Genomic DNA, 16127 nt, shown 5'->3' on the forward strand with positions numbered 1-16127 from the left:
GCCATGGGGGCAGGGGCCGGGCGGCGCTGTTGCTGCTGGGGAGGGGCGTCGTAGCCGCTGTCGCCATAGCCTTCATCGCCATAGCCGCCGCCTTGCTGGCCACCGCCGCCGCCTTGGCGGCTGCCCAGCATCTGCATGGTGTCGGCGCGGATTTCGGTGGCGTAGCGTTCCTGGCCGGAGGCCTGGTCGGTCCACTTGCGCGTGCGCAGGCTGCCTTCGACATAGACCTGGCTGCCCTTGCGCAGGTACTGGCCCACGATTTCGGCCAGGCGGCCGTTGAAGACCACGCGGTGCCACTCGGTGGCTTCCTTGTTCTCGCCCGTGTTCTTGTCGCGCCAGCGGTCGGTGGTGGCGATGGTCACGTTGGCCACCTGGTCGCCACTCGGGAAGGTGCGCATTTCGGGGTCGCGCCCGAGGTTGCCGACGATGATGACCTTGTTGACGGATGCCATGAGTGAAATACCTTTACAGAGAGAAGTGGCCCGGGCATAGAAGGATGGATCCCGGGCCAGACGCGCCATTGTGCCGCAAGCCGTCCGCCGTTGGCAGGGGGCGGATATGCCGGTGCAGCGGCTGGCTGCAGCAGTTTGTAACCGTCGGAAAACTGCCGTTCAGCCGTGGCGGCCCACGGGGCGCAGCGGCCAGGTGACGACCAGCCACAGCACGGCCAGGACGCTCGTCAGGGTGAACAGGCCCGGCATGCCGGCCCATTTGGCGACGGCGCCGCCCAGCGCGCCGCCTGCGAACAGGCCCAGCGATTGCAGCGTGTTGTAGGCGCCCAGCGCCGCGCCGCGCAGCGGGGCCGGCGCCATGCGCGAGACCAGGCTGGGCTGGGTGGCCTCCAGCGCGTTGAAGCCGCAGAAGAACACGAACATCAGCACGGCCATGGCCCACAGCGGCGGCTGCGTGCCGCCGGCCGCCAGCAGGCCCAGGCCGATCTGCACGAGGGTGATCAGGGCGATGGCGCCCAGCAGGGCCGCGCGCAGGCGCCCGCGCCGCTCCATGGCGAACAGGCCGCCCATGGCGGCGAAGGACAGCACCACGGCCGGCAGGTAGACATGCCAGTGCGCCTGCTTGTCCAGGCCTGCCTGCACCAGCATGGCGGGCACGGCCACCCACATGGACATCTGCACGGTGTGCAGCACGAAGACACCCAGGTTCAGCCGCACCAGGTCGCCGTGGCGCCACAGCTCGGCCATGCGGCCGCGCGGCTGGTCGGCGTGGCGCGCGGGCTCGGGCGGGACGACCCAGAGCACGACGGCAATGCCCGCCAGCGCCAGGGCGCAGGTCAGGCCGAAGATGCCGGGCAGCCCGCCCCAGGCCGCCAGCAGGGGGCTGAGCACCAGGGCCAGCGCGAACATGAGCCCGATGCTGCCGCCCACCATGGCCATGGCCTTGGTGCGCACGCTGTCGCGCGTGAGGTCGGCCAGCAGCGCGGTCACGGCGGCCGAGACGGCGCCTGCGCCCTGCAGGCCCCGGCCCCACATCAGGCCCAGCAGCGAGTCGGCCGTGGCCGCCAGCAGGCTGCCCGCGGCAAAGACCAGCAGCCCGGCGACGATGACGCGCTTGCGCCCGAACCGGTCCGAAGCCAGGCCCAGGGGCAGCTGGAACACGGCCTGGGTGAGCCCGTACAGGCCCATGGCCAGGCCGATCATGGCCGGATCATCCCCGCCCGGGTATTTGCGGGCCTCCAGCGCGAACACCGGCAGCACCAGGAACAGGCCCAGCATGCGCAGCGCGAAGATCAGCGCCAGGCTGGCGCTGGATCGGCGTTCCTGCGAGGTCATGCGGCCCGATGCGGCCGAGGAGGGGGCTGGCGCCTGGGCGCCGTGGACGGGTGTGGGGGAATCGAGCACGGGGTGCACTGTTGTGGGGGCAAGCAATCCGCCATTCTCGCCCATAGGCCGGCGCTGCGGGGTGGCTGGGTTATGCAAGGCAGTGCAAGACAGTTTTGTGAAGGGGCGCCGCGGCAGGCCCTGCCGCCCCGCAGACCGAGCCGCCATGCGGTGGCACGGGTTCTGACCTATCATGGCGGGTTCGCCTTCGCAGGGGTTTTCCCGATGCCTGGTTCCCACACGATTTCCGAAGACGGCGGCCTGGACCGGGCCGCCGACTCCCGCTCCCAGCCCGACGGCCGCTACCTCGGCCAGGCGCTGGCGCAGTCACGCATCGCCATCCGCGGTGCGCGCACGCACAACCTCAAGAACATCGACCTGGACATTCCGCGCAACCGGCTGGTGGTGATCACCGGGCTGTCGGGCTCGGGCAAGTCCAGCCTGGCCTTCGACACCCTGTACGCCGAGGGCCAGCGCCGCTATGTGGAGAGCCTGTCGGCCTATGCGCGCCAGTTCCTGGGGCGGCTGGACAAGCCCGATGTGGACCTGATCGAGGGCCTGTCGCCCGCCATCAGCATCGAGCAGAAGGCCACCAGCCACAACCCGCGCTCCACCGTGGGCACGGTGACCGAGATCAACGACTACCTGCGCCTGCTGTTCGCACGCGCCGGCACGCCCTACTGCCCCGACCACAACCTGCCGCTGCAGTCCCAGACCATCAGCCAGATGGTGGATGCGGCCCTGGCCCTGCCCGAGGACACGCGCCTCATGGTGCTGGGGCCGCTGGCGCGCAACAAGAAGGGCGAGTTCGCCGAGCTGTTCGCGCAGATGCAGGCCCAGGGCTATGTGCGCTTTCGCATCGACGGCAAGATCCACGAGTCCCATTCCCTGCCCGCGCTGGAGAAGAACGAGCGCCACGACATCGACGTGGTGATCGACCGCCTCAAGGTGCGTGCCGACGCCCAGCAGCGCCTGGCCGAGAGCTTCGAGGCCGCCCTGCGCGCGGGTGGCGCCGACGCCGGCGGCCGCGTGATCGCCCTGGAGATGGACAGCGGCAAGGAACACCTCTTCAGCGCCAAGTTCGCCTGCCCGCTGTGCAGCTATTCGCTGCCCGAGCTGGAGCCGCGCCTGTTCTCGTTCAACTCGCCCATGGGCGCCTGCCCGGGCTGCGACGGCCTGGGCTGCACGGAGTCCTTCGATCCCGAGCGCGTGGTGGCCTTTCCCACGCTGAGCCTGGCCAGCGGCGCCGTCAAGGGCTGGGACCGGCGCAACGGCTACTACTTCTCCATGCTGGAGAGCGTGGCGCGCCACTATGGCGCCGATGTGGAGCTGCCCTTCGAGGAGCTGCCCGAGAAGGTGCGCAACGTGATGCTGTGGGGCTCGGGCGAGGAGGAAATGCCCTTCACCTATGTCTTCGACAGCGGCGCGCGCAAGGGCGAGACCCTGGTCAAGAGCCATCCCTTCGAGGGCATCATCCCCAACATCACGCGGCGCTGGCGCGAGACCGAGTCCAGCGTGGTGCGCGACGACCTGGCGCGGCTGCGCAGCGTCGCCGTCTGCCCCGACTGCGGCGGCACGCGGCTGCGCCGCGAGGCGCGCTTCGTGCGCATCGGCGAGGGCGAGCAGGCCCGCGCCATCTACGAGGTGGGCCACGCCACGCTGGCCGAGGCCCATGCCTGGTGCGCGTCCCTGCAGCTGTCGGGCGCCAAGGCGGAGATCGCGGGCAAGGTGGTGCGCGAGATCGCCTCGCGCCTGCTGTTCCTCAACGACGTGGGCCTGAGCTACCTGAGCCTGGAGCGCGGGGCCGACACGCTGTCCGGCGGCGAGGCCCAGCGCATCCGCCTGGCCAGCCAGATCGGCAGCGGCCTGACGGGCGTGATGTATGTGCTGGACGAGCCCAGCATCGGATTGCACCAGCGCGACAACGACAAGCTCATCGGCACGCTGCAGCACCTGCGCGACATCGGCAACAGCGTCATCGTGGTCGAGCACGACGAGGACATGATGCGCGCGGCCGACCAGATCATCGACCTGGGGCCGGGCGCGGGCGTGCATGGCGGCCGCGTCATGGCCCAGGGCAGCTACGAAGAGGTGCGCGCCAACCCCGATTCGCCCACGGGCCGCTACCTGGCGGGCACCCAGCGCATCGAAGTGCCTGCGCGGCGCACGCCCTGGCAGCCCGTGGTCGAGGCGCCGGCCGAGGGCGAGGTCCGGTCTCCTGCCAAGGGCTTCCCCGCACGCACGGGCCAGCATCCGGCCGAGGCCGGTGCGGCTGCGCCGCAACTGCAGGCCCTGCGCGTGGTGGGCGCACGCGGCCACAACCTCAAGGGCGTGACGGCGGACTTTCCCGTGGGCCTGCTGACCTGCGTGACCGGCGTCTCGGGCTCGGGCAAGAGCACCCTGGTCAACGACACGCTCTATACCGAGGCCGCGCGCCAGATCCACCGTGCCGGCGGCGAGGCCGCGCCGCACGACGACATCATCGGCATGGGCTATTTCGACAAGGTCATCAATGTGGACCAGTCGCCCATAGGCCGCACGCCGCGCAGCAACCCGGCCACCTACACGGGCCTGTTCACGCCCATCCGCGACCTGATGGCCGAGACCAACACCGCCAAGGAGCGCGGCTACGGCCCCGGGCGCTTCTCCTTCAACGTGGCCGGCGGCCGCTGCGAGGCCTGCCAGGGCGACGGCGTGGTCAAGGTGGAGATGCACTTCCTGCCCGATGTCTACGTGCCCTGCGACATCTGCAACGGCCAGCGCTACAACCGCGAGACGCTGGAGGTGCAGTGGAAGGGCCGCAACATCTCCCAGATCCTGGAGATGACGGTGGAGGACGCCCATGCCTTCTTCAAGGACGTGCCCACCATCGCTCGCAAGCTGCAGACCCTGCTGGACGTGGGCCTGTCCTATATCCGGCTCGGCCAGAGCGCGACCACGCTGTCGGGCGGCGAGGCGCAGCGCGTCAAGCTGGCCCAGGAGCTGTCCAAGCGCGACACGGGGCGCACGCTCTACATCCTGGACGAGCCCACGACGGGCCTGCACTTCGCCGACATCGCCCTGCTGCTCAAGGTGCTGCAGCAGCTGCGCGATGCGGGCAACACCATCGTGGTCATCGAACACAACCTGGACGTGATCAAGACGGCCGACTGGATCATCGACATGGGCCCCGAAGGCGGCTCGGGCGGCGGCCAGGTGGTGGCCACGGGCACGCCCGAGGACGTGGCGGCCAACCCGGCCAGCCATACGGGGCGCTACCTGCGGCCCTATCTGGAGGCAGCGTCGGTGTCGGCTCCTGCAGCGGCCAAGGCTGGTCGCCGGAAAGCACAGTGAGGCCGGCCATGGACAGCAGCATCCTTGATTTCGTGGTGGTGGGCGCGGGCATGGCCGGTGCCTCGGTGGCCTGGCAGCTGGCGCGCGATGGCGGCGCCTCGGTGCTGGTGCTGGAGCGCGAATCCCAGCCCGGCTACCACAGCACGGGCCGCTCGGCCGCGCTGTATGAGGAGCACTATGGCCCGCTGCAGGTCCAGGCGCTGACGCGCGCCAGCCGCGCCTTCTACGAGCAGCCGCCGCAGGGCTTTGTGCAGGCGCCCATCCTGGCGCCGCGCGGCGTGCTCTATGTGGGCACGGCCGCGCAGAAGGACCTGCTCGATGCCGCCCATGCCGAGGCGCTCCTGCACTCGCCCCAGGCGCGGCGCCTGGGCCCCGATGAGCTCAAGGCCCTGGTGCCCTGCCTGAACACCGCGCTGCTGGTCGATGGCTTTGCGGACGACGGCGCGCGCGACATCGACGTGCATGGCCTGCACCAGGGATTCCTGCGCGGCCTGCGCCAGTGCGGCGGCGAGCTGCGCTGCAGCGCCGAGGTCCGCGCGCTGGCGCAGGACGGCGGTGTCTGGACCGTGGACCTGGCCGACGGCAGCCAGGTGCGCGCGCGCTGCGTGGTCAACGCGGCCGGCGCCTGGGCCGATGCGCTGGGCGCACTGGCGGGCGCAGCGCCCATCGGCCTGGTGCCCAAGCGGCGCAGTGCCTTCACCTTTGCCGTGCCCGAAGGCATGGACGCCGCGCACTGGCCCGCCGTGATCAGCGCCGACGAGGGCTTTTACTTCAAGCCCGATGCAGGCCAGCTGCTGGGCTCGCCCGCCAACGCCGACCCCGTGGCGCCGCAGGACGTGGCGCCCGAGGAACTGGACGTGGCCACGGGCATCTGGCGCATCGAGGAAGTGACCACGCTGCAGATTCGCCGCCCCTCCCACACCTGGGCCGGGCTGCGCAGCTTCGTGGCCGACGGCGAGATGGCCATTGGCTGGGATGCCTCCCCCGTGCCGCTGCCGGGCTTTTTCTGGGTGGCCGCCCAGGGCGGCTACGGCATACAGAGCGCCTTCGGCTACAGCCTGCTGGCGCGCAACCTGCTGCGTGGCGAGCCGCTGGATGCACGCCTGGCCGCGCAGGGCGTGCAGCCTGAACGGCTGTCGCCTGCGCGCTGCCAGCGCGGCTGAGGTTCGGTTGAAGCGTGCCGCTCAGAGCGGCGAGCGCCGCGCAAAGCGCACCACGGTCACGCCCGCACGCGCCTGGCGCACCGAGGGCATGACCAGCACGCAGTCGCCATAGGGCGTGATCACCGGCTCGCCATCGTTGTCGCCGATCACCGTGCCGGCCTTCTCGAAACGCTCCAGCCCCGTGAACGGCGCCGTGAAGCGAAAGCCGCTGCTCTTGGCCACCACGGGTGCCGTGACTTCCAGCGCCCACTGGGCCGGTGCGTCGGCCTGCTTCCAGCCGGGCAGGGCGGCGTGCAACGCGCCGTTGTCGAAGATGGCGGCCACTTCGAGGAAACGCAGGCATTGGTCGTGCGCCACGTCGCGGCTGGCCAGATCGCCGTGGAAGCCGCATTCGATCAGCAGCGAGCGCGAGTCGCCGGCCTCGGCGTCGGGCAGGCCGAAGCGCCCGTAGTCGCGCAGCCGCGTGCCGTCCTTGTGACCGGCATCCACGACGATGTTCGCCGGCGCGCCCATCTGGCGTGCCAGATCGCGGTTGCGCGGCTGCATGCCGGTCAGCAGCAGCGGGGCCGAGGGCTCGTGCATGGAATGCAGGTCCAGCAGCCAGTCGGCCTGCTGCACGAAGGGGCGCAGCGCGGCGGCGCGGCGGCGTTCGCGGGTGCTGCCCTCGTCGATGCGTGCGTCTATCCACTGGCGGTTCATGTCCTCGTCCACGAAGCGCGAGGCATCGTGGCTGGCCGCGTCGAAGCGGTCGAAGGCATCGAGGTTGGCCAGCACCAGGGTCAGGCGGCCGTTGTCCAGCGCCAGGCCGTTGTGCAGGGCCTGAAGCAGCCCGGACACGGCCCAGGCGCCGCAGATCTCGTTGCCGTGCACCAGCGCGGAAATCATCACGTGGCGGCCCGGGCGTCCCGAGTCGAATTGCCACACGCCCTCGGTACCGGTATTGCCCGCGCGCCAGGCGCTCAGGTCGGGCAGGGGAAGGTCAAATCGCAAAGCGTCCATGGCTGGCTCAGTTCTCGATATGGGCAAATTGGACGATCTTGGTGTACTTGGCGATCTCGGCGTTGATGTACTTGCCGGCATCGGTCTTGGGATCGGCCACGACCGAGCCCGACTCTTCCATCTTCTTGCGGAACTCGGGCGAGGCCATGGTCTCGTCCAGCGCCTTCTTGACCTTGGCGGCCACGGGTGCGGGCAGGCCCTTGGGCGCCATCAGCGCGAACCAGACGTTGATGTCCACGTTCTTGTACTGGGGCAGCTCGGACAGGGCCGGGATGTCGGGCGTGATGGCCGAGCGCTTGGCCTCCGTCGTGCCCAGGGCGATGACCTTGCCCGCGCGGATCTGGGGCAGTCCCGAGGACAGCACGAACATGCCGAACTCGATGTTGTTGCCCACCAGGTCCGTGGTCAGGGGCGCCACGCCACGGTAGGGGATGTGGGTCATGTGCAGCTTGCCCTGCTCCTTGACCATCTCGCCGGCCAGGTGCAGTGCCGTGCCCACGCCCGAGCTGCCGTAGCTGAACTTGCCCGGGTTCTTGGCCACCAGGGCGCTGAACTCTGCGGCTGTCTTCACGCCGGCCTTCTGCGAGGCCACCAGCACCATGGGCTGGGAGCCGATCATGCCGATGGGCGTGAAGTCGCCGATGGAGTACTTGATGCTCTTGTTGATCAGCCGGGCGATGGCCAGCTCGTTGTTGGCACCCACGAACAGCGTGTAGCCGTCGGGCGTGGCCTTGACGGCCTTTTGCGCGCCGATGGCGCCGCCGGCTCCTCCCAGGTTCTCCACCACCACGGGCTGGCCCAGGCGCGAGGCCAGGCCATCGGCCACGAAGCGGCCCACCAGGTCGGTGCTGCCGCCGGCGGGGTAGCCCACGATCATGGTGATGGCGCGGTTGGGGTAGCTGGCGGCGTCGTCGGCCAAGGCGCTGCCGGTGGCGGCGATCAGCAGGCCGCAGGCCAGGGAGGTGCGGCGCAGGAGGGAGTTGCTGGGCATGGGGTTATTCCTGAAATGTATGAGATTGATTGTGCGAAGGACTACCCAGGCATTTGGTGCTGATTCGGCACGAGGCGGAGCCGTTGCAGCACCAAAACCCGCTTGTTCCACAGCGCGGTGCGGGTTTGCACCAGGAGGGCGCATGCATGCACCCGTCAGGCGCCCGTGATGTCGCTCCAGAACTGCTCGGCCGCGGGGCCCAGGTGGCGCTTGGGACGGTACAGGCGCACGTCGAAGTGCACTTCCAGGCCCGGGTCGCCGGCCACGGCCAGGCGGCCGGCTTGGCAGTCGCCGCGCACCATGGACCACGGCATCCAGGCCAGGCCCAGGCCGCGCAGCACGTATTCGTAGTGGGCGTCGGCCGAGTCGCAGTCCACGCAGCGGCGCAGGCGCGGCGCCAGCGGATGCCGGGCCAGGTGGTCTTCCACCAGCCGGCCCAGGGCCATGCTGTGGGAAAAGGCGAGGTAGGGCACGGGAGCGACGGGCTGGTGGCTGGCCGACAGCTCGTACATCGGACGGCCCCGGGCATCGGCGCGGGCCACGGGCACCAGCCTGTCCTGCATCACCGTCAGGTAGCTGAACTGGCGGCCGTCCAGGCGCACGCCAATGGCGGCGTGGTGGTAGACCAGCGTGAAGCTGACTTCGCCGCGCTGCAGCATGGCCACGGTCTCGTCCAGCGTGCGTGTGACCACGCGCAGCTCGGCCGTCTGCAGCACGCTGCCGTGGCGCGTCAGCCAGTCGGCCACGATGGTGCGCGCCAGCGTGCGCCCCGTGGCCAGGGTGATCACGCGGGCCTGGCGCCCGGCCACGGCCTGCAGTTCGTCATGCGACTGGGCCAGCGTGCGCACCAGTTGCTCGGCCGTATCGCGGAAGGCTTCGCCGGCCGGCGTCAGCCGCACGGGGCCGCCGCCGGGCTCGACCAGGGGCGTGCCGGCCCAGGCCTCCAGCGCGCGGATGCGCCGCCCGAAGGCCGGATGGGTGACATGGCGCAGCTCGGCCGCGCGCGTGAAGCTGCGCTCCTGGGCCAGCAGCAGGAAGTCTTCCAGCCATTTGCCTTGCATGGCCGGGCTTCCCTGCCGTCTCAGGCGGCGGCTGCGTCTTGCAGCGTCTGGCGCGTGGCCTGGGCGGCGGTGCGCGCGGCGGCAGCGAAGTCGTCGCCCTGCGATGCATAGAGCACCGCACGCGAGGAATTGATGATGATGGGGCCGCCGCCGATGCGCGCCGCCTTGACCGTGGCTACGGCATCGCCCCCCTGGGCACCCACGCCGGGAATCAGCAGCGGCAGCGAGGGCGCGAATTCACGCACGCGCTCGATTTCCTGCGGGCGCGTGGCGCCCACCACCAGGCCGAGCTGGCCGTTGGTGTTCCAGGGGCCTTGCGCCAGGCGCGCCACATGCTCGAACAGGTGCGGCTGGCCCGGCAGGTCGGCCAGGCGCTGGGCCTGCAGGTCGTCGCCGCCGGGGTTGGAGGTGCGGCACAGCAGGAAGGCGCCCTTGCCCTCGTACTGCAGGTAGGGCGTGATGGAGTCGAAGCCCATGAAGGGCGACAGGGTCACGGCGTCGGCGCCATAGCGCTCGAAGGCTTCCTTGGCGTACTGCTCGGCGGTGGAGCCGATGTCGCCGCGCTTGGCGTCCAGGATGATGGGCACATGGGGCGCGACGGCGCGCATGTGGGCCATGAGCTTTTCCAGCTGGTCTTCGGCGCGGTGGGCCGCGAAGTAGGCGATCTGGGGCTTGAAGGAGTTCACCAGATCGGCCGTGGCCTCGACGATGGCGGCGCAGAATTCGTAGATTTTGCTTGCATCGCCGCGCATGGCCGCAGGAAAGCGGCTGGGTTCGGGGTCCAGGCCCACGCACAGCATGGATTGGTTCTGGGCGGTGGCATTGCGCAGCATGTCGAGAAAGGTCATGGGGCGCGATTTTAGCGATCGGCCCTTCCCGGGGCCTGTCGCCGGGCATCCAGCGGGTTTGGCGGCCCATGGGCACAATCGGCGGCCTATGCCTGCCTTCACCGCCCGACAAATCCTTTTGCTGATCGCGCTGACCCTGATCTGGGGCATCAACTGGCCGGTGATGAAGCTGGGCGTGCAGCATTTCCCGCCGCTGAGTTTTCGCATGGCCTCGATGTGGGTGGGGCTGCCCATCCTGGCAGCCTTCGTGGTCTGGCGCCGCCTGCCGCTGGCCGTGCCGCGCGCCTATTGGCCCCGGCTGGCGCAGCTGACGCTGTTCAACATGGTGCTGTGGAACAGCCTGATCATCATTGCCATCCCCATGCTGTCCAGCGGGCGGGCGGCCATCCTGGGCTACACCATGCCCATCTTCTCGGCCGTGCTGGGCAGCCTGTTCTTCCATGACCGGCTGGCGCCGCGTGCCTGGGCGGGTGTGGCGGCGGCCTTGGCGGGCGTGCTCCTGCTGCTGTGGCACGAGGTCGGCGCCCTGGGCAGCCGCCCCATCGGCGTGGGCCTGATGCTGGCCGCCGCGCTGAGCTGGGCCTTCGGCACGCAGAAGCTGCGCCGCGCCGAGGTGCCCGTGCCCCTGCTGACGATGACGCTGTGGATGGTGGCGCTGACCGCGCTGACGCTCACGGTGCTGGCCTTCGTCTTCGAGCGCCACCTGTGGCACTGGCCCGATGCCCAGGCCACGGGCGCCATCGTCTTCAACGGCGTGCTGGTGCTGGGCTTTGGCCAGACGGTCTGGTTCTTCCTGGCGCGCAGCCTGCCGCCCGTGGCGTCCACGCTGAGCGTGATGATGATCCCCGTGCTGGGCGTGTTCAGCGGCGCCTGGTGGCTGGGCGAGGTGCTGCACTGGCAGGACTGGACGGCCGTGGCGCTGATGGTGGTGGCCATCGCCTCGGTGCTGTGGCCGGCGCGCGGCCGCTGAGGGCAAGCAGGGGAAGGTCGGGAGAAGAAGACGCAGCCTGACTGCGCACACGGGCGCAGTCAGGCTGCAGGGCCTCAGCGTTGCGCCGTGGCCGGGGCGCCCAGCAGGCGCTGGATGTCGATGTTGTTGGGCAGCGCGTAGTCGTGGCTGCGCACGATGCGGCTGTCGTCGGTACGAACCAGCTTCAGGCTCACATAGGTGTACTTGGCAGCTGCCGAGTACGTGCCCACCAGGACCAGGGCCGCATTGTGGTTGCGGGCGATGTCCTTGATCTCGCGCGACAGCAGCAGCTCGCCCGTGCCTTCCTTGACGTACACATCGCCGCGCAGCTTCAGCTCCTTGACGTTGTAGCCCTTGGCGGACAGCTGGGAGGCGTACAGCTCGCTGAGCGTGCGGCCCAGCGGGGCCGAGCGCGTCAGGTCGTTGACGTTGACCACGGTGGCCACGAGCACGGGCGCCTCGCCCAGTTCCTCGGTGTTCAGGCCCTTGACCAGCTCGTCCACGGCAGCGCGGCTGCTGGCGATGAAGGGGTTGGCTGCGGCCGACTGGTAGGTGGGCTCGCCACGGCGTGCGGCCGAGAACTCGGGCGAAGGCGCGGGGGCGGGCACGGCGCAGGCGGACAGCAGGGCTGCCGCAGCCAGCGCGGCCGGCAGGAGGGGCGTGCGCAGCGTCATTGGCCCACCACCTTCAGGTTCTTGGTGGGGAATTCGGGGCGCTCGTCCTCGGCCGTGAACAGCACGGCGTCGCTCTTTTCGAGGTAGTAGACGTCGGTCTTGCGCGCCAGGTACTGGTTGTTGCGCACCACCGTCGTCGTCAGCACGAGTTCGGGGTTGGGCAGGCGCTTGCCGTGGCGCACGACCTGGGTGCCGTAGCTCACCTGCAGCTGGGCCTGGGCCGGCTGCAGCATGACGGTCACGCCGCTTTGCACGAGCTTGGTGATGATCAGCTCACGAAAACCCTTGTCGAACGGGCTGGGCTCGGCCGGCAGGGCCACGTGGACCGGCGTGGTGCGCTCGATGCCGGTCTTTTGCAGTGTCTCCAGCGTCTTGGCGACGACATCGTTGGCCACGGAGTCCCAGTGGCCGGCAGCGCCGATCTTGGGCTGGGCCGTGGCTTCGAAGTAGCTGGTCATCGGTGCATTGACGCAGCCCGCCAGGGCCAGGCAGAGGCCCGCCAGGGCCAGGCCGCCGGCGGATTTGAACGATCGCATGGATTTCTCCTCGGTGCGGGGGCGCGCTGCGCGCGGATTGCTGCAGCTGCGCAAAGTGTCGATTGTGGCTTCGCCGCGAGGCACTGACAAGAAAGTGCCCCGTATCCGGATGTTGCCGTGCTCAGCCGTTGGCGCGCTTTTGCAGGATCTCGAAGGCAGGCAGGGTCTTGCCTTCCAGCACCTCCAGGAAGGCGCCGCCGCCCGTGGAGATGTAGCCGACCTTGTCCTCGATGCCGTACTTGGCGATGGCGGCCAGGGTGTCGCCGCCACCGGCGATGCTGAAGGCGTCGGACTCGGCAATCGCCTGGGCCACGACCTTGGTGCCGTTGGCGAACTGGTCGAACTCGAACACGCCCATGGGGCCGTTCCAGACGATGGTGCCGGCCTTGCGCAGTTGCTCGGCCAGGCGGGCGGCGGTCTCGGGGCCGATGTCCAGGATCATGTCGTCGTCAGCCACTTCGGTGGCCTTCTTGACGGTGGCGGGCGCGTCGGCCGCAAAGGTCTTGGAGACCACCACGTCGGTGGGAATCGGCACCTCGGCGCCGCGTGCGGCCATGGCGTCGATCACGGCGCGGGCCTCGCCGACCAGATCGGCCTCGGCCAGGCTCTTGCCGATGTTCAGGCCCGCCGCCAGCATGAAGGTGTTGGCAATGCCGCCGCCCACGATGAGCTGGTCCACGTTCTTGGCCAGCGACTGCAGGATGGTCAGCTTGGTCGACACCTTGGAGCCGGCCACGATGGCGGCCAGCGGGCGGCGCGGGTTGGCCAGGGCCTTGGTGATGGCGTCGATCTCGGCCGACAGCAGCGGTCCCGCGCAGGCAATGGGCGCGAACTGGGCGATGCCGTAGGTCGTGCCTTCGGCGCGGTGGGCAGTGCCGAAGGCGTCGTGCACGAAGATGTCGCACAGCGCGGCCAGCTTGCGGGCCAGTTCTTCCTTGTTCTTCTTCTCGCCCACGTTCACGCGGCAGTTCTCCAGCAGCACGACCTGGCCGGGCGCCACCTGCACGCCGTCCACCCAGTCGGCGACCAGGGGCACTTCGCGGCCCAGCAGCTCGCCCAGGCGGCGGGCGACGGGCGCCAGCGAATCGGCGGGCTTGAACTCGCCTTCGGTGGGGCGGCCCAGGTGGCTGGTCACCATCACGGCGGCGCCGGCCTTCAGTGCCATCTCGATGGCGGGCACGGAGGCGCGCACGCGCGTGTCCTCGGTGATCTCGCCAGCATCGTTCAGGGGCACGTTGAGGTCGGCGCGGATGAAGACGCGCTGGCCCTGGGCCTTGCCCTGGGCGCACAGATCGGAGAAACGGAGAATGTTCATGACGGCGGCGTTGCGATCGGTGGCGATCGCCATGGAATTGAAACGAAAAAGAGGTAAAGCGCGGCCATTGTAGGCGGCGTGCCCGCCCCGGCAGCGGGCGTGCGCACCGGCGATCCGGGGCATCGGGAGCCGCCTGTAATCCGGTTTCAGCCGGGGAGCCGGGCGCTCTCGGCCGCTCTCGCCCGCGCTGCGCCTACCAGCCCAGGCCGATATGCAGTGGCAGATAGACCGCCATGCCAAGCGCGATCGTTCCCATGATGCTGCGCTTGTAAAAAAAATACATGACCGCGCAAGCCAGGGCCGGCAGGCGCGCATCGACCACGGTGGAGATCAGCCGGCCGTTGGTCATCACGATCTCGGGCGCAATCACGGCCGCCAGGGCCGCCAGCGGCGCGTACTTGAGGCCGCGCTTGAGCCATTGCGGCAGGGGCACCTCGCGCTCTGGAATCAGGAAGAAGGCGCGTGTGAACAGCGTGATGGCCGCCAGGCCCACGCAGGCCAGCCAGGGCCACAGCCAGGACAGATCCATCAGAGCGTTTCCTTTTCCTTGGTTTGCACGGTCCGGGCGTCTTCGTCCAGCGGCAGCCGGGCATGGCGCTCGCCATGGGCTGTATCGGGCGGGAGAATCACCGGGCCCGACTCCCCTTTTTCAGGCGCCTGCAGGGCGCGCAGGCGCTGCTGCAGCGTTTCCGCCAGCAGGCCTGCGGCCACGGCTGCAGCGATGGCCACGAGGATATTGAGCTTGAGCGGCAGCGCAAAGGCCGCCACGGCCGCGCTGGCCGCAACCACGCCTGCCACCCAGGTGGCACGGTCGTTGAGCATGGACAGCAGCACGCCCATCAGGGCCAGCACGCCCGCAAAGCCCAGTCCCCAGGACAGGGGCACCTGGTCGGCCAGCAGGATGCCCAGCGTGGACGGTATCTGCCAGGCCAGCCAGTTGGTCGAGGCGGCACCCCAGAAATAGGGCAGCTGCTCGGGCTGGGGCCGGGCATCGGGGTAGCGCTTCATGAAGCCCACGAAGATCACGTCGCCGCTGAAATAGGCGATGGCCAGGCGGTGGCGCAGGCGCAGGTGGGCAAAGTAGCTGCGCCACATGCTGCTGAGGATGACGAAGCGCAGGTTCACGCAGATGGCCGTGAACCAGACCACCCACATGGGCGCGCCCACGGCCATCAGCGGCAGCACGGCCAGCTGGGCACTGCCGGCATAGACCAGCAGGCCCATGAACAGCGCCAGGGGCAGGGACATGCCGCTCTTGATCATGGCCACGCCCGTGACCAGGCCCCAGGCGCCTATGCCCAGCGCCGTGCCCGACATGTCGCGCACGCCGGTCATGAAGGCGGGATCGCGCGCAATGCCGCGTGCGCGTTCCACCAGGGGCTGCAGGTTCATGGCGTGCCGCCGCTGGCAGCACCGTCCAGGATGGCTCCTTCAGGCAGATCGAAGCCGCGCAGGAAATCGCCTGCCGCCAGCCGCTTGCCGCCCGCGCGCTGCAGCAGCGTCATGCACAGCACGCCCTGGCCGCAGGCCACGCGCACGCCGTCGGCGCCTGCGGACAGCACGGTGCCGGGCACTGCCGCCGCCACGGCGGCGGCGGGGTCGGCGTGAGCCTCCCAGACCTTGATGGCTTCATCGCCGTACTGCGTGGCGCCGCCCGGGAAGGGATTGAAGGCGCGCAGGCGCCGGGCAATGGCCTCGGCATCCTGGCGCCAGTCGATCTGGCTTTCGGCCTTTTCGATCTTGTGCGCGTAGTTCACGCCCTCGGCAGGCTGGGGCGTGCGCGGCAGGCCGCCGCAGGCGCTCATCTCCAGCGCCTCGACGATGAGGCGCCCGCCCAGGTCGGCCAGCTTGTCGTGCAGGCTGGCCGTGGTGTCGTCGGCGGTGATGGGCAGGCGCTCGACCAGGCACATATCGCCCGTGTCCAGGCCCGCATCCATCTGCATGATGGTGACGCCGGTCTCGGCATCGCCGGCCTCGATGGCGCGGTGGATGGGCGCGGCGCCGCGCCAGCGCGGCAGCAGGCTGGCGTGGATGTTCAGGCAGCCGCGCGGGGGCGTATCGAGCACCCACTGCGGCAGGATCAGCCCGTAGGCGGCCACGACCATGACATCGGCCTGGGCCGCTTCGATGGCGGCGCGGGCGGCGGCGGCCTCTTCGGGGTATTTGCCGTCCAGGCGCAGGCTGCGCGGCTGGGCCACGGCAATGCCATGCTCCAGCGCGCACTGCTTGACGGGCGAGGCCTGCAGCTTCATGCCGCGCCCGGCAGGACGGTCGGGCTGGGTCAGCACCAGGGGGACGGTGAAGCCCGCGGCGAGCAGGCGTTCAAGGGCAACGCGCGCGAACTCGGGCGTGCCGGCAAAAATGACTCTCATGCAATCCAGTAGGGACGGTGGGGACGGTGT

General features: G+C 69.8%; 15 protein-coding genes. 3 read left to right on the forward strand and 12 right to left on the reverse strand.

What is annotated here, in order from left to right; translation table 11 throughout:
* Together ssb and GRX31_RS18275 are read right to left on the reverse strand one after the other, a co-directional pair.
* Positions 1-452, reverse strand: a 452-nt coding sequence (gene ssb, locus GRX31_RS18270; protein WP_160854131.1) for a single-stranded DNA-binding protein, incomplete at its 3' end; no start/stop codon positions are given.
* 159 nt (positions 453-611) lie between these two features.
* Positions 612-1787 carry an MFS transporter gene (locus GRX31_RS18275; protein ID WP_034348262.1) on the reverse strand — a complete coding sequence of 392 codons (1176 nt, stop codon included), beginning with the start codon at positions 1785-1787 and terminating at the stop codon, positions 612-614.
* Positions 1788-2060: 273 nt separating this feature from the next.
* Between GRX31_RS18275 and uvrA the strand changes: the two genes are divergently transcribed.
* Together uvrA and GRX31_RS18285 are read left to right on the forward strand one after the other, a co-directional pair.
* Positions 2061-5168 (forward strand): excinuclease ABC subunit UvrA, encoded by a 3108-nt coding sequence (uvrA, locus tag GRX31_RS18280; RefSeq protein WP_016449348.1) that lies wholly within the window; start codon positions 2061-2063, stop codon positions 5166-5168.
* An 8-nt stretch (positions 5169-5176) separates the two neighbouring features.
* A complete protein-coding gene (locus GRX31_RS18285; RefSeq protein ID WP_160854133.1) occupies positions 5177-6331 on the forward strand; it encodes an NAD(P)/FAD-dependent oxidoreductase in 1155 nt (384 codons plus the stop codon).
* Between the two features lie 21 nt (positions 6332-6352).
* Here the strand turns inward: GRX31_RS18285 and GRX31_RS18290 are convergent, their stop codons facing one another.
* From GRX31_RS18290 to pyrF, 4 genes are all read right to left on the reverse strand, one after another.
* Positions 6353-7330 (reverse strand): succinylglutamate desuccinylase/aspartoacylase domain-containing protein, encoded by a 978-nt coding sequence (locus GRX31_RS18290; protein WP_016454260.1) that lies wholly within the window; start codon positions 7328-7330, stop codon positions 6353-6355.
* A gap of 7 nt (positions 7331-7337) precedes the next feature.
* Complete coding sequence (locus GRX31_RS18295; RefSeq protein ID WP_061288763.1) at positions 7338-8321, reverse strand: Bug family tripartite tricarboxylate transporter substrate binding protein; 984 nt, start codon at positions 8319-8321, stop codon at positions 7338-7340.
* Positions 8322-8476: 155 nt separating this feature from the next.
* Positions 8477-9382: a LysR family transcriptional regulator gene (locus GRX31_RS18300; RefSeq protein WP_061288760.1), complete on the reverse strand. Its 906-nt coding sequence runs from the start codon at positions 9380-9382 to the stop codon at positions 8477-8479.
* Positions 9383-9402: 20 nt separating this feature from the next.
* Positions 9403-10230, reverse strand: a complete 828-nt coding sequence (pyrF, locus tag GRX31_RS18305; protein ID WP_016449352.1) for an orotidine-5'-phosphate decarboxylase — start codon at positions 10228-10230, stop codon at positions 9403-9405.
* A gap of 88 nt (positions 10231-10318) precedes the next feature.
* Between pyrF and GRX31_RS18310 the strand changes: the two genes are divergently transcribed.
* Positions 10319-11200, forward strand: coding sequence for a DMT family transporter (locus GRX31_RS18310; RefSeq protein ID WP_034389732.1), 882 nt, complete (start codon positions 10319-10321; stop codon positions 11198-11200).
* A 74-nt stretch (positions 11201-11274) separates the two neighbouring features.
* On the opposite strand, the gene GRX31_RS18315 is transcribed toward GRX31_RS18310, so the two are convergent.
* The 6 genes from GRX31_RS18315 to fmt all read right to left on the reverse strand — a co-directional run bounded on the left by GRX31_RS18315 (position 11275) and on the right by fmt (position 16097).
* Complete coding sequence (locus GRX31_RS18315; protein ID WP_017407706.1) at positions 11275-11874, reverse strand: FlgO family outer membrane protein; 600 nt, start codon at positions 11872-11874, stop codon at positions 11275-11277.
* Positions 11871-12410 carry a hypothetical protein gene (locus GRX31_RS18320; protein ID WP_074920911.1) on the reverse strand — a complete coding sequence of 180 codons (540 nt, stop codon included), beginning with the start codon at positions 12408-12410 and terminating at the stop codon, positions 11871-11873. The genes GRX31_RS18315 and GRX31_RS18320 overlap by 4 nt, the downstream gene beginning before the upstream one ends.
* A gap of 121 nt (positions 12411-12531) precedes the next feature.
* Complete coding sequence (locus GRX31_RS18325; protein WP_043783159.1) at positions 12532-13725, reverse strand: phosphoglycerate kinase; 1194 nt, start codon at positions 13723-13725, stop codon at positions 12532-12534.
* Between the two features lie 193 nt (positions 13726-13918).
* On the reverse strand, positions 13919-14254 hold the full coding sequence (locus GRX31_RS18330; protein ID WP_012202761.1) for an AzlD domain-containing protein: 336 nt from the start codon (positions 14252-14254) through the stop codon (positions 13919-13921).
* A complete protein-coding gene (locus GRX31_RS18335; protein ID WP_043825325.1) occupies positions 14254-15117 on the reverse strand; it encodes an AzlC family ABC transporter permease in 864 nt (287 codons plus the stop codon). Before GRX31_RS18335 ends, GRX31_RS18330 begins: the two co-directional genes overlap by 1 nt.
* Positions 15114-16097, reverse strand: coding sequence for a methionyl-tRNA formyltransferase (gene fmt, locus GRX31_RS18340; RefSeq protein WP_016449358.1), 984 nt, complete (start codon positions 16095-16097; stop codon positions 15114-15116). Before fmt ends, GRX31_RS18335 begins: the two co-directional genes overlap by 4 nt.
* Positions 16098-16127 lie beyond the last annotated feature (30 nt).

Origin of the sequence: Delftia sp. CH05, from assembly GCF_009827015.1 — a bacterium.
Lineage (GTDB): Bacteria > Pseudomonadota > Gammaproteobacteria > Burkholderiales > Burkholderiaceae_C > Comamonas > Comamonas tsuruhatensis.

What these genes read in the sequence shown, in the direction of transcription:
- GRX31_RS18300 (WP_061288760.1), bottom strand. Translation starts at nt 9,382, where the DNA reads ATGCAAGGCAAATGGCTGGAAGACTTCCTGCTGCTGGCCCAGGAGCGC.
- uvrA (WP_016449348.1), top strand. Translation starts at nt 2,061, where the DNA reads ATGCCTGGTTCCCACACGATTTCCGAAGACGGCGGCCTGGACCGGGCC.
- GRX31_RS18335 (WP_043825325.1), bottom strand. Translation starts at nt 15,117, where the DNA reads ATGAACCTGCAGCCCCTGGTGGAACGCGCACGCGGCATTGCGCGCGAT.
- GRX31_RS18275 (WP_034348262.1), bottom strand. Translation starts at nt 1,787, where the DNA reads ATGACCTCGCAGGAACGCCGATCCAGCGCCAGCCTGGCGCTGATCTTC.
- pyrF (WP_016449352.1), bottom strand. Translation starts at nt 10,230, where the DNA reads ATGACCTTTCTCGACATGCTGCGCAATGCCACCGCCCAGAACCAATCC.
- fmt (WP_016449358.1), bottom strand. Translation starts at nt 16,097, where the DNA reads ATGAGAGTCATTTTTGCCGGCACGCCCGAGTTCGCGCGCGTTGCCCTT.
- GRX31_RS18325 (WP_043783159.1), bottom strand. Translation starts at nt 13,725, where the DNA reads ATGAACATTCTCCGTTTCTCCGATCTGTGCGCCCAGGGCAAGGCCCAG.
- GRX31_RS18310 (WP_034389732.1), top strand. Translation starts at nt 10,319, where the DNA reads ATGCCTGCCTTCACCGCCCGACAAATCCTTTTGCTGATCGCGCTGACC.
- GRX31_RS18315 (WP_017407706.1), bottom strand. Translation starts at nt 11,874, where the DNA reads ATGACGCTGCGCACGCCCCTCCTGCCGGCCGCGCTGGCTGCGGCAGCC.
- GRX31_RS18285 (WP_160854133.1), top strand. Translation starts at nt 5,177, where the DNA reads ATGGACAGCAGCATCCTTGATTTCGTGGTGGTGGGCGCGGGCATGGCC.
- GRX31_RS18330 (WP_012202761.1), bottom strand. Translation starts at nt 14,254, where the DNA reads ATGGATCTGTCCTGGCTGTGGCCCTGGCTGGCCTGCGTGGGCCTGGCG.
- GRX31_RS18295 (WP_061288763.1), bottom strand. Translation starts at nt 8,321, where the DNA reads ATGCCCAGCAACTCCCTCCTGCGCCGCACCTCCCTGGCCTGCGGCCTG.
- GRX31_RS18320 (WP_074920911.1), bottom strand. Translation starts at nt 12,410, where the DNA reads ATGCGATCGTTCAAATCCGCCGGCGGCCTGGCCCTGGCGGGCCTCTGC.
- GRX31_RS18290 (WP_016454260.1), bottom strand. Translation starts at nt 7,330, where the DNA reads ATGGACGCTTTGCGATTTGACCTTCCCCTGCCCGACCTGAGCGCCTGG.